Source organism: Pseudomonas sp. GV047, from assembly GCF_003058245.1.
In the GTDB taxonomy this organism is placed as follows: Bacteria; Pseudomonadota; Gammaproteobacteria; order Pseudomonadales; family Pseudomonadaceae; genus Aquipseudomonas; species Aquipseudomonas marginalis.
Map to the genome: position 1 here is coordinate 453,894 of NZ_QCWA01000003.1, position 12,967 is coordinate 466,860.

Here is a 12,967-nt window from a genome sequence, read left to right on the forward strand (position 1 = left end):
ATATCATCCACGTTGATTAGTAATGCTTTACATAGCCATGACTGATCAACACACCGTTCGCCTTTGGTCGAGTAGAGAGAGAGAGAGCGCTTACAACCCATGCAAACTTAAACCCATTGAACTGCCTAAAACATACCAAATATCTTGTCACTTTACTTTTACCAAGTCGGTACAGTTCGGGGGAGATTATTGGCCACCCTGGATACTTAAATTGATTTCTCCATTGCTAAAGTAAAATTAATAGCGAGATTAAGGCATATCGCTTTTTGGCATAGCATTGAGCGAACTGTCACTTGTAGCCCATGGTTTTACAGTAGTCACAGATTTACGATTCGGCTTAATTTTTTGTTTCCGCACCGACCCCCATTGATAAATAAGTTCTTGTTCGTATGCCTCTACATCCTTGAATGCAGCTTCTCCGATATGTGCAATGTAGAGTGAAAAATCAGATCGCAACATTCCAGCAATCAAGTGCATATATCCACTGTTATACCTAGCAGAAGCTGTATAACCAGAACTTTGACTTGTACCGAAACTCTTAGCTTTACCTATATAAAAAGGCCTATCTCCATCTTGAGGATGGTGGAATACGTACAAACAGAAGCACTGACGCTTAGCATCTTCGAGTGTATCGTATGTAAACTTTTCCCAAACCAGTTGCATTGGTTTACCCCGACATCAAACTACAATCATTATAAAAACAGTGCGGCAAAACTTCAGATTTGTTTTCGAGTAAATCTTACCATGCTATAAATAACTAACTCCCCTTAGGTACTACAAGATTCACAAAACCAAACTTGCCCTCACTGAACCTCTCAATCAATGAGTACCACTCATAAAAAAAGCCCCTAGGAAACGAACACCTTGAATGCCACATCATTATTTGCCGAAGTTGCTGTCCATGAGTCTAGCAACTGGAATGCCTGAAGACTTTCATGTATGCATTCATTACCGCGACTCACTTGATTAGAAAAATGAGTCCGAGAAAAAGCGTTTCCGATCACAATCCAAATTTCTTTTTCCACCCGTAAAGAATTTCTTCGTTCAGTAAACACGCGCCACGCTTCATCAACCACAGTCTCATAACCCACCCCTAATCTCGCCATATAAGCGTCGGGGGCTTCCTTATGAATCAGCCGCACTCGCTTTAGGAGGTCTGGGTGAGTTAGATCTAATCGCCACGGAGCGCCTAGCAATCGATGATTCCCAAACTTAAGATCCTTATTAGGACTTATCAAAACCTCCATATTTTTTATTGCTTGCCCACCTACTTCTGCAATTGCACCCGCTGAGGATCGCGGCTGCAAAGTATCTCCACACTTAACATGTATAAATACCAACTTTGTTTCAGAACTGGCAATAAAATCTGCAGGCTCTGTATTTAAATCAGTGCAGAGCAAATAATCAATATCAGGTATATGCGAGAAAAATGGACCATATTCAGCCACACGCATATTAGAGTCATTTACATTTCGAATTTTGTCTATTAAAAAAAACACGGAATTAGGTAGAAAAGCGTTTTGTACCAACCCAGCGGAACCTCCTTTTTCATCCATTCCGGGCGAAAGTAACTCGTTTACCTTTATAATTGAGCGACCTATGGCGGATTTATCTAAGTCAAATCCTGCCTCAAGTGGTAGTCTAAATTTATAATATCGTCCTTGGTAGAACGCTGATGAATTTATATACAGAATCCTCTGCAATCCAGCAGTAAACACTTCCGTCATCGACTGTCCAGAGAAAAACTCCTGCCCGGAATCAGATATCTGTTGATTAAGAAGCCTGTAGTTACTATCTAAAACAAGTCTAGGTGCGTGTGTATTTATGTCATATGACAAATAGATATGCACATCCCCTAGTTCCGCCCGATAAACAAAACTATTAGAGCCAGACACATACTCTAGATAAATAATATCATTAATTAAATTAAACTCCTGCCCATTTAACGCAAACATCAGAGGATCGGAAAAATCACAAAAATCAAGAATGATGCTTGCAGGCTCACACTCCGGAGGGTTAGCAACGGGCTTCGCGAAAGAATTTATTAAATTACTTTCGACGACCCTTCCGCTATTTATCACATCTACAACATCATCTATCCACGCAGCTAATCCGCGCAGACTTAGGTTCCTATTCTTCTGATCAGAAATTCGTCCAGATCCTACACCGAGGTAATAGCTACTTTGTGCAACACCATTCTGCGATAGATTATCAACCATAAGTGTTGACAGTGCATAGGAGGCGTTGGACTGCGCCGAGTGAATATCTTCGAGATTACGTCCTCGCCATGAGACTCCTTCTGGACGCCGCCTAGCTTCGCCTATGGCCATACTTGTGGCCGACTTGGTTCTAATGCGGTCAGTTCTTGCTCCGAGGGATAGAATTTCCTCCAGTGAAATTACACCGCCAAGACCAATTTCAGCTTCACTCGAATAGTTAACGCCTCTACTATCATAAACAACGAATAGGTCACCAAGCTCTCTACAAATTACAACTTGAAGCGCCGGCTCAAAAAATAAAGAATCCTTTAAAAACCTTGAATTACTAAAACTTATGCTTAGAGCAATTGAAAAACCTAGAGACTCTCGAATTACGACAAGCTCACCAGCCATAGTGAGCTTCCAATATAAGGCATCTATAAATTTAGCCATCGTAAAAGCAGGCGTCTTCTTTATAAAACAGAGAGATGCCAGAGGAATAGTTAAGCTTTGTTCCACATCGAAATTATCAATATCAAATTTCTTCCTAAAGCCTGAGTCAAAATAACTTACATCAGGGAAGGCATCAAGATACCTCTTTAGGAGCATTGATGTATCAAGTGACTTTAAGAACGAAACACAATTATCGCGAACACTAATATACTCATCAAAATCTAGGAAATTTCTCCACAAGCTCGAGTTGGAGTTCGAGTTTATTTCCAACGTAAACGCATCATAATTCCGATGTGCCCGAACAACCCGCCCGACTGTTTGCACAAGCTCTCGACCACTACGGACAGCATATGTCAGAACCAGAATTTTTGCTTGTGGAATATCTATACCTTCATCAAGTTTTCTCTGATGAATAATCACATCATAACTGGAGTTTTTAAGTGACCTAGGAACTGTAGATTTAAAGTTCTCTCTTGCATCGCCTGAAAACTGTTGGTGGACAGCCAATACAGAAAACTCCGGAGAAAATAATTCGGCGTATAACTCTATAGCTTCAACATTTTCGCATTTTACAATACACTTGGTATTAGGCTGTTGCTCTAAAAGTTCTTTTACACGCGGAAGCAGTCTTTCATAAGCCATAGACTCCCAAACCGGCTCACAGAGAACATTGTCTTCAAGCGCATGTTTGTATGTATAAACATAGCTCCATTCGGGAGCAACATCAAATTTAAATAAATCGTTTCTATATGGCGTAGCAGTTATTATGACTTTATGGGCTCTAAATGACCGTGATATTTCACTCCAGATTGGGGACGGCTCGGAATGTCCCTCATCCACAATTACCAGATCCACAGCCTCAACTAACGCACTTAAAGCCACCTCAGATAGCGACGACAACATCTGAAAAGTAGTAACATTTATACTTTTATCTTCAGTAAGTGCCACACCATCAATTACTGTTTTCAATTCAATATCATATTCAGGCAGTCTATCAGTGAAAAACTCCCCTGAAAGCTGCTTAACCAGTTGCTCCCGTACCGCCGAACGATGGCAAATAACTAATATTTTCTGCTGTTGCCCAAAGTGGGCTAGAACAGAAATCACTCCTGTTTTACCACCCCCGGTGGGCATGCTTACCAAGCATGAATGGCGAATTTCTGGTTGGTTAAGGTAATCGAATGCCAGCTCAAGCGCATTTTTCTGGCCTTTACGAAGGACATTCCAAAGGTCGTCGTTAACTTCTACAGCCCCGAACTCCATTTCTGATCTCCATACCCTACGCTCAGCACCGGGATAGTTAGCTGAGTCGGAAAGCATACCGGCACAAAGCTACTACACCCACATATTTTTGACTATTCACTACCAGCCCTCCCTTCAATGCAATTCGCTTCTGCAAATTAAACGAATATCGCTAATTTTCATCAGGAGGGCTCAAAAAGTCAGATGCGTGCGTCTTCACCTAGCTAGAGGTAGATTTAGGGGTATATCCAAGACTAGCCGCCTATAAAAAACTTTATTTACAGATAGTTAGGTATAGGTTCGACTCCTGGTGCCGCACCATACAAAACAAAGCCCTCACAGAAATGTGAGGGCTTTGTTGTTTCTGGGTTAATACAACCCAGTCGCTCGCCTGTAAATCCTTCCCCAAACCGACAAACCGCTATTGGTGGCCGACTACCAGCCGAAGCATAACGTCCGCATACCATGTACACAGCGCATACAGAACACGTGTGGAACAACGTTAATGGCAGCCTCTCCCGTTCTGTCTTTCCGAGTAAAGCCCGAACTTGTCAGCGAGTTGGATCAACTGGCGCGGGCGACCGACCGAGATCGTCAATACCCCCCAGCAGCGGGCTTTGAGCCGCTACGTGACCGCTGAGTGCTGGCATTTAAAGCCGTGCAGGAAGACATTGCAGATACTGATGCCGGCAACGCCACTGATTGGGAATTGGGGGAGGCAGCCGTCTTCCACATTCTCAACAGCCTGGGAATGCTGGAGCGTTCCCTCATGCAGGGAAAGCGTCTCCAGTACTCGATTGCCGGGAGCTGGTTATCACTGCGTATCCGTATCGAGCAACCTCTAGTTTGCAAGGTGACCGCGAAGCGCACCACAGCACCAAGCCCCGTAACTCGGGGCTTTGTGCTATTTGGCGTTTGAATGAATATCGGCAACTGCAAGAAAACAAACCCGGCCAGGGTAATTCAAAGGCCGTCAGGAATATGGACGGAGAATTCCACCCCATCAAACAGGTGTAAACACTGTACAACCATGCGCCCGATCAATACGATGAGAAACATTATCATTCACGCAGTGCGAGCCTCACATGCAGGATGCCAGCCCAACATCGTCCGTCGAACAGTTGTACGAGAATCATCACGGCTGGCTGCAGGGCTGGCTGAACCGGCGGTTGGGGCACAGTGCCGACGCCGAGGATCTGGCCCACGACACGTTCATCCGTGTGCTGCGCGCCCCCCAGCAGGTGTGCGAGTTGCGCCAGCCCATGGCGTTTCTCGCGGCGATTGCCAATGGACTGCTGGTCAATCGCTGGCGCCGCCAGGAGATCGAGCGGGCTTATCTTGAAGCGTTGGCTGCTCGCCCCGAAGGCGGGGAATCGTCACCCGAGGACCGGTATCTGGTGATCGAAACCTTGTTGCAGCTCGACTCGCTGCTGATTGGGCTCTCTGAGCGCATACGGCAGATTTTCTTCATGTCTCAGCTCGACGGCCTGACGTATCCGCAGATCGCTGCGCAGTTGGGTTTGACTGTGGCTCAAGTGCAACGGGCCATGGGCAAGGCATTCAGTGTTTGCTATGCGAGCCGTTTCGAATGAGGGCCGAGATTAATCCGCAGGTGCGCGATATCGCCATTGATTGGCTTGTCAGGACGCAGTCCGGGCTTATGAGTGCGCCTGATCTGGAGGCATTGCGGTGTTGGCGCGAGGCGAGCGATGAGCATGAGCAGGCCTGGCAACGTGTCGCCAGCTTGCCGCTGTTGCAGCAGCCCGGAGCGAATCTCTTGCGCGATGCCACCGCGCGCAGGGCACTGGCGTCGGCTGGGCCGGACATGCAGAAACGTCGGCAGTTACTCAAGCGCCTGTTGGTCCTTGGTGCGGTTGGCACCGTTGCCTGGCAAGGCGCGGGGTCCACGCCAGTGCGCGCCGCGCTGGCGAACCACCGCACAGGAACAGGCGAGCGTCACCAGTGGACCCTGGTTGATGGCAGCTCGCTATGGCTGAACACGGCCAGTGCGGTGAACCTGGATTTTAATGACCAGGTGCGGCGCATCCAGATGATAGAGGGCGAGCTGGCCTTGAATGTGCGAGCAGAATCGCGCCCGCTGCAGTTGATCACGCCGGACGCGATCCTGCAGAGCCGCGATGCGCAGTTGCAGGTGCGCCATGACCGGCAGGGCACGCAGGTCACCGTCGTGGGCGGCCAGGTGCAGGTGCACTCACGCGGCCAGCCAACGTCCTCTTCACTTGAGGCCGGATGGCAGGCACGGGTGGACCGCCTGGGTATCGGCGTACCGAGCCGCCCCGACCTGCTGGTCGCCCAGGCCTGGCTGCGCGGGATTCTGCCGGCGGATCGCCTGCGCCTGGATGCCTTGGTGGCGGAACTCTCGCGTTATCGTCCCGGTGTTTTACGTTGTCATGAGCAAGTCTCAGGGTTACGCCTCACAGGCAGTTTTTCGCTGGATGACACCGACGCAGCCTTGACCCTGGTAGCGCGCACGCTGCCGGTGCGTATCGAGCGCATGACGCGGTATTGGGTCTCGATCGTGCCCGCCTGAAATATTTTTTCCGCTGCACGATAGTTTTTTCGTACTCGCTTGGCCTATAGGGATCACCCACCCGCCAGAGGTGGGTCTTGACCCCTTAGGAGCCCCGTATGACTTCACCTTCCCGCGCCCTGCGTGCCCGTACGCTTGGGCTGTTGTTGCTCAGCGTGCAACCGCTTTGCGGCCTTCCAGTCTTTGCCGCGGGTAGTTCGCAGCATTACAGCATCGACGCTGGCCCCCTGGATTCTGCGCTGTCACGTTTCGGCGCACAGGCAGGGATTACCATGGCGGGCAGCTCAACGCTGACGGCTGGCAAGAAAACCCAGGGGCTGCAAGGCAATTTCAGTACTGAGGCCGGCCTGGCGCAGCTCTTGCTCGGCTCGGGGCTGACCTATGAGCGCCAGGACGACGGTAGCCTGCTGCTGGTACCGAGCAACGGCGACGTGTTGGAGTTAGCGCCGACTGCGATCAGTGGCACCGCATACGACACCTCGTTGGGCCGCAACGATGGCCTGGTCGCCAGCCGGACCATGAGTGCCAACAAGACCGATACGTCGATCATGGAAACGCCGCAATCGATCAGCGTGGTCACCCGTAAGCAGATCGATGCCCAGCAGCCGCAAAGCATCGGGCAGGTGCTGCGCTACACCGCCGGGGTCAATGGTGAAGCCAACGGTGTCGATACCCGGCGCGACACGATTAGTATTCGTGGCTTTGACGCGACGACTGGCGGTGGTATCTATCGCGATGGCCTGCGCCAGTACAGCTTTGCCAACCAGAGCCGTGCCGTGGGTGAAGTCTATGGGCTGGAGCGCGTGGAAGTACTGCGCGGGCCATCGTCGGTGCTCTACGGGCAAAGCTCGCCGGGCGGCATGGTCAACGTGATCAGCAAGCGTCCCACCGATGAGCCGCTGCATGAACTGGTGGCGCAGGCAGGCAGTTTTGATCGCAAGCAATTGGCTGCGGACTTCGGCGGACCGCTTAGCGAGGACGGCGTCTTGACTTATCGGCTCACCGGGCTGTGGCGAGACAGCGGTACGCAAATCGACTACGCCCGTGATGACCGTCAATTCATCGCCCCGGCAATCAGTTGGCGCCCCTCGGACGACACCTCGCTGACGGTGCTGGCGTCCTTTCAAAAAGACCGCAATGTGCTGGGCTACTACGCGTTGCCGCGGATAGGCACCCTCGACAGCTCGCGTTACGGACGGATCGCTACGGATCGTTTTGTCGGCGACCCTGACTTCGACAAGTACGATGTAGAACAGTGGTCACTGGGGTATCAGTTTGAACATCACCTCAATGATATCTGGACATTCCGCCAGAACGCCCGTTACAGCCGCTCCTATCAGGAACAGCGCACGATTTACCAGTACGGCCTGGATGACGACCAGCGCACCGTGGGCCGCTTCGGTTATCTGGGCCACGAAAAGGTGAAGAATGCCCTGCTCGATAACCACTTCCAGGCCCAGTGGAACGCCGGCCGTTTCGAACATACAACGCTGGTCGGTATCGATTTGCAACACGCCAGTACCAACCAGTTGGGGGGTGGCAACGTGGTTGATCCCCTGGATGTGTATGCACCGGTCTATCACCAGGATTACAGCGACCTGGACGCTTTTTACGACATCAACCAGCGTCGTCAGCTAGACCAGGCGGGTGTGTATCTCTCGGAACAGCTCAAATTCGACGAGCATTGGGTCTTCAACCTGGGCGGTCGCCAAGACTGGGCACGCTCGAAAACGGTCCATTACGCCACCGATACGGCGGCAGACCTCAAGCAGCGCGATCACGCCTTCACGTGGCGGACCGGTGTGATGTACCTGGCAGACAACGGCCTGGCGCCCTACGCGAGCTATTCGGAGTCGTTTTTCCCTAACATCACGGCGGTGGCGCGTGACGGCAGTGCGTTCGAACCCGAAACCGGTCGCCAGTATGAAGTCGGGATCAAATTCCAACCCAAGGGCAGTGACAGCTACGTGACCGTCTCGCTGTTCGACCTGACGCGGCAAAACGTACTGACTGCCGATCCTGCCAACAATCGTTTCTCGGTGGCGACCGGAGAAATCCAGTCGCGCGGTATCGAACTGGAAAGCAAGGCGCAGGTGTCCGATGCGCTGGAGTTGATGGCCAACTACAGCTATTCACACCTTGAAATTACCCGCAGCAATACGGCCGATGAGAAAGGCAATCAACCTGGCAATACCCCTGAACAACTGGCCTCGCTCTGGTCGCAATACACCATTCAGGGCGGCGCGCTATCGGGCTTGGCGATAGGGGGAGGAGTACGCTATGTCGGCAAGAGCTATATCGACTCGCAAAACAGCGAAGGCATTCCCCACTACACGCTGTTTGACGCCAGCCTGAGCTACGACCTGGGCAAGCTGTCTTCATCCTATGCAGGGGCGAAGCTGGCGCTCAATGCGTCCAACCTGACCGACGAAACCTATGTCTCCCAGTGTGGTTACACCGGCGACAGCTGCAAATACGGGTATCGCCGAAATGTGACCGGATCGGTGAGTTACAACTGGTAAGCACCCCCTTGGCGACCGGATCGGCACGTAGCGCAATTGCCAGACAAAACCGCTTTCGTACTCGATATTTCAACAGCGTCGGCCGATAGAGGGCGTTGACAGCGGACTGCTTTCGGCAGCCTGCTGCCACGGCAGCTTTTGGCGGATTCCTGCCTATTCTCTACGGAAGGGATGATCGACAACGTTCGAATTCAGGAGGTTTACCATATATTCATCCTCGATCATCCCCTCCACGCCTCACCTCCCCTCCTGTTGAATCACCTCTTTTCGCGCCAAAGCTCCGGATTTCATCCTTTATGCTAAATTATGTATTGGCAATAATTATGGCGTATCCATAAAAAGGGATAATTGCATGAGCAGCATATTTCAGCGCCCTGAACTGGCTGAATCGATGGCAAACCAGCTTCTCAATCCAGGCGTATTAGATGAAGGTCTACGCTCAGGTCTTTTTCTGTCTGGCCTGCGCCGTACAGGTAAAACGACCTTCCTGCGCAACGACCTTATCCCAGCCCTGGAAGCAGCAGGCGCCCTGGTGATTTACGTCGACCTATGGAGCGATACGCTGGCCAACCCGGCAACGCTCGTGCACAACGCCATCCACAAGACCCTGAAAGAACTGCAAACGCCGGGCTCTTCAATCCTGGAAACGCTCAAGCGAGTCAGCAATGTCGATCTGGGCGCAGCAGGATTCAAGTTCGGTTTCAAACTCGACAGCATCGGCAACGCCGACGGCCCCACATTAGCGCAAGCACTCGCAGAGGTCGTCGACCAAGCGAAGACCGATCTCGTGTTGATCATCGACGAGGTGCAACATGCCATTTCCTCCGACGATGGCAACCAACTGCTCCTGGCCCTCAAGGCTGCTCGTGATGCAATCAACCCGCGCCCGAATACGCCGGGCTACTTCCTCTTTATCGGCACAGGCTCCCACAGAGCCCAGGTAAGCGAGCTGACCGCCAAACGCAACCAAGCGTTTTCCGGCGCGACATCGGCCGCGTATCCACTGCTAAAGGGTGACTACGTTGAATTCCTGCTCAACCGACTGGCAATGACGGTGAAGAAGGAAAAGCTCCCCTCACTTGAAGCCGCTGTCGAAGCCTTCAATACCCTGGGCAATCGACCTGAGGAAATGCTCAAGGCATTGCGTCAGCTACTGCAACAGGGCGGTGATCCTGATCTTTTCCTCCCCGTGATTGCCAGCACCTTACGCTCAGCGGCGGCAAGTATTGAGCTTGAAAAAGTCGAACAGCTGGGCAGCCTGGCTCAGGCGATTTTCAACAAGATCGCGGCTACGGAAGGCGATGCTCGGGGGATTTTCTCTACCGATGCAGCTGCGGAATATTCAAAGACGGTAGGTCGCGAAGTGCGGGTTGAAGAGATTCAACCCGTGGTGATTGCGCTGGTGGCGGAGAACATCATCATGCGGCGAGGGCATGGGATTTATGCGATTACGGATCAGTTTGTTCAGGAGATTTGGTTGGAGGAGCGTGCGTTGATTGAGGGGCGGTAGGGACAAGCAATAAATTTTCCACCTTAGTCACATGCTTGGACTTTGTAGGTCCGCTATTGATGATGTGGTGAAGGTGTTGGAATCGCCTGGGAATACCGGGCTGTAAGTAGGGCTGTGAAGCGGCCCCAAAACCAGGCGCTTAGTAAAATCTCAGTGCCTTTATTGGGGCTGCTGCGCAGCCCGGCGCGGGGCAAGCCCGCTCACCACAGAGTTGTGTGCCCGCATTTGAGAGTGGTGTAGATACCCAGGGGCGTTTTTTTCGGTATAAACCTGAACATCCCTGCGTCGTGAACGGACTCCCATGAACGCCCTCAAACTGATCTGCCTCCTCATCGTTTTCCCGCTGCTGCTGGCCGCCCTCGGTGGCTGGGAGCGTCAGCGTGCTGACGAAACCACCACGGCGCTGGTCGATTACCACGTCACGGTGACTACCGCTAAACAGCAACTCCAAGCGCTGGCGGCGAAGGAGCCGACGGCGATGGTCGCCCTGGTCGATGAAAAAATCAGCGTGCAAACGGCCCTCTCGCGTCTGGAAAAAATCGAAGCCGAGCTGCCCATTGCCCACCGCGTGAACCGTGCAATGCGGGTCCTGGCGCCGTGGGTGATGGGCTTGGGTCTGTCGGCGGCGTTGATTGGTGCGGCTGCATTGGCGGGTACGTACTGGGCCGGGCGGCGGGCACGGCACTCACGGGAGAGGTTATTGCAGGCGTTCTCCCTGGGCAGCCGCCTGTTGCCCTATGTGCTGGTGGGCCATGTGGTGGCGGTGGCGGCGGCCGTCGCGTTGGCGTTGAGTTTCGAAGGCTTGGGGATGTGGCATATCGGCCGGCTGGGCAGTGGCGAAGTCAAGCTGATGGCGGTGCTGGGGGTGATCGCGGCGTTCTGTGTGTATTCGATCTGGCAGTTGCTCAGACAGCTGCGCCCTATGCTGGGGATGTTCAAGCCCGAGCCGCTGGAGATGTTCGGCCAGGTGGTGACGCCCGTGCAGGCTCCAGGGTTGTGGCGCCATGTGGACGAATTGGCGGAGAGGCTCGGCGCGCTGCCACCGGACCACATCGTGGTGAGCCTGGCCCAGGGCTTTTACGTGACCTCCAGCGCGGCCACTGTGCAACCGGCGAATACTTTGCTGCAGGGGCGCACCTTGCATGTGCCGTTGCTGTATCTGGGCCTGCTGAGCCGTGAAGAAATCAGCGCGGTGATCGGCCATGAGCTGGCGCACTTTGTGGGGCAGGACACGGAATACAGCCTGCGCTTTTTACCGATCTACGATGGGGTCAATCGCAGCCTCGAAGCGCTATTGAACACGATGCTGACCAGCGATTTTATCCAGGGACGGCTGATGCGGCCGTCGTTCATGTTCGGTGTGTTTTTCATGCAGCGCTTTGATGACGCGGTGAACCACTGGAGCCGTGAGCGTGAATTGCTGGCGGACGCTGCCGGCGCGCAGTTGGCGGGCCCTGCGGCGGCGGCTTCGGCGTTGTTGCGGGTGTCGGTGGTGCAGCCGCACGTTGAGGATGCCTTGTTGGCGTTGTGTGAAGCAGGCGCGGCTACCGATCTGCCCGACGCCGTATTCGCGAGCTTGCGTGAGTGTGAATTGCAACCATCAGCCGAAGCCCTGGAGATTCATCAACCCCATCCCACCGACTCCCACCCCTCCAATGGCGAACGCCTGCAGGCGCTGCACGTGCCACTGGACGATACCCTGCGCAGCGCCACCCGCGAGGTGGATAGCGACGTAGCGAATGCGCAGATGGATGCCTATTTCAGTGCCCCCCAGGCAGTGCGCGAGCAGCTGTCTCGCGACGTGATGGACGTGGCGGTGTCGGAGAACAGCGCGCACACCCAGCTGCTGGAAACCTTGGCCGCTTCGGCCGAGGGTGAGCGCAGCCTGCATGAAGGCGGCCAATGGCGCGGGGTGCTGATGGCGGTGTCGGGCCTGCCCTTTGTGCTGGCGGCCCTGTTTATCCTGAGTCGAGTCTGGCTCGCCCCGGAGCGTTTGAAAGGCACGCCGCTGTCGGCAGTCGGCGCGGGCGCGTGCCTGGGCCTTATCGGGCTGGGCCTGCTGTGGCTGGGCATCCGTCGATTCAAGCGCGCGCCGCAGACCGCGTTGCGCCTGACACCGGAGCATTTTGTGTTCAATAACCTGGCGCAACCGCTGCCCATCGAACATATCGAGGAGATCACGTTGCAGTTTGTCCAGGGCATCTGGGTAACCGTTCAACTGACGCCCGAGGCGCCGTTACCGGCAATGCGCAAGACCGCGTTCGGTGTACCCGGCGTGCGGGTCAACAAGAAGAAACGCCAGGTGCTGCTGCTGATGGCACAGCTGTGTATCGACAATAAAAAGATCGAACCTTATGAGGGGTTGTCCTTGATGCTCGACTACAAGAATGCGGCGTTGGCGCGCAAGATTTTGCAGAGCCGCGAGGACTGATGCACACCCATAAAAAAACCCCGAACCAGTCGGGGTTTTTTATCGCCTGGAATCAGGCGC

Annotated in this window: 7 protein-coding genes and 1 pseudogene; 6 read left to right on the forward strand and 2 right to left on the reverse strand. The window is 53.4% G+C overall.

Annotation, left to right across the window (positions count from 1 at the left end; translation table 11 throughout):
• Window positions 1-249: 249 nt before the first annotated feature.
• Both C8K58_RS32230 and C8K58_RS10415 read right to left on the reverse strand, forming a co-directional pair.
• Complete coding sequence (locus C8K58_RS32230) at window positions 250-663, reverse strand: hypothetical protein (RefSeq protein ID WP_133822111.1); 414 nt, start codon at window positions 661-663, stop codon at window positions 250-252.
• 185 nt (window positions 664-848) lie between these two features.
• Window positions 849-3,914, reverse strand: coding sequence for a DEAD/DEAH box helicase (locus C8K58_RS10415; protein ID WP_158277073.1), 3,066 nt, complete (start codon window positions 3,912-3,914; stop codon window positions 849-851).
• Between the two features lie 484 nt (window positions 3,915-4,398).
• On the opposite strand from C8K58_RS10415, the pseudogene C8K58_RS10420 reads away from it, so the two are divergent.
• The 6 genes and pseudogenes from C8K58_RS10420 to C8K58_RS10445 form a co-directional block, all read left to right on the forward strand.
• Window positions 4,399-4,614, forward strand: a pseudogene (locus C8K58_RS10420) (CopG family ribbon-helix-helix protein); the annotation flags it as partial.
• 364 nt (window positions 4,615-4,978) lie between these two features.
• Window positions 4,979-5,485: a sigma-70 family RNA polymerase sigma factor gene (locus C8K58_RS10425; RefSeq protein ID WP_092358685.1), complete on the forward strand. Its 507-nt coding sequence runs from the start codon at window positions 4,979-4,981 to the stop codon at window positions 5,483-5,485.
• Window positions 5,482-6,444: a FecR domain-containing protein gene (locus C8K58_RS10430; protein WP_092358683.1), complete on the forward strand. Its 963-nt coding sequence runs from the start codon at window positions 5,482-5,484 to the stop codon at window positions 6,442-6,444. Before C8K58_RS10425 ends, C8K58_RS10430 begins: the two co-directional genes overlap by 4 nt.
• Window positions 6,445-6,542: 98 nt before the next feature.
• On the forward strand, window positions 6,543-8,966 hold the full coding sequence (locus C8K58_RS10435; RefSeq protein ID WP_108573685.1) for a TonB-dependent siderophore receptor: 2,424 nt from the start codon (window positions 6,543-6,545) through the stop codon (window positions 8,964-8,966).
• Window positions 8,967-9,318: 352 nt separating this feature from the next.
• Window positions 9,319-10,476, forward strand: a complete 1,158-nt coding sequence (locus tag C8K58_RS10440; RefSeq protein ID WP_092489264.1) for an AAA family ATPase — start codon at window positions 9,319-9,321, stop codon at window positions 10,474-10,476.
• A 301-nt stretch (window positions 10,477-10,777) separates the two neighbouring features.
• Window positions 10,778-12,907 (forward strand): M48 family metallopeptidase, encoded by a 2,130-nt coding sequence (locus C8K58_RS10445; protein WP_108573686.1) that lies wholly within the window; start codon window positions 10,778-10,780, stop codon window positions 12,905-12,907.
• Window positions 12,908-12,967: the final 60 nt, after the last annotated feature.

What these genes read in the sequence shown, in the direction of transcription:
- C8K58_RS32230 (WP_133822111.1), bottom strand. Translation starts at nt 663, where the DNA reads ATGCAACTGGTTTGGGAAAAGTTTACATACGATACACTCGAAGATGCT.
- C8K58_RS10415 (WP_158277073.1), bottom strand. Translation starts at nt 3,914, where the DNA reads ATGGAGTTCGGGGCTGTAGAAGTTAACGACGACCTTTGGAATGTCCTT.
- C8K58_RS10425 (WP_092358685.1), top strand. Translation starts at nt 4,979, where the DNA reads ATGCAGGATGCCAGCCCAACATCGTCCGTCGAACAGTTGTACGAGAAT.
- C8K58_RS10430 (WP_092358683.1), top strand. Translation starts at nt 5,482, where the DNA reads ATGAGGGCCGAGATTAATCCGCAGGTGCGCGATATCGCCATTGATTGG.
- C8K58_RS10435 (WP_108573685.1), top strand. Translation starts at nt 6,543, where the DNA reads ATGACTTCACCTTCCCGCGCCCTGCGTGCCCGTACGCTTGGGCTGTTG.
- C8K58_RS10440 (WP_092489264.1), top strand. Translation starts at nt 9,319, where the DNA reads ATGAGCAGCATATTTCAGCGCCCTGAACTGGCTGAATCGATGGCAAAC.
- C8K58_RS10445 (WP_108573686.1), top strand. Translation starts at nt 10,778, where the DNA reads ATGAACGCCCTCAAACTGATCTGCCTCCTCATCGTTTTCCCGCTGCTG.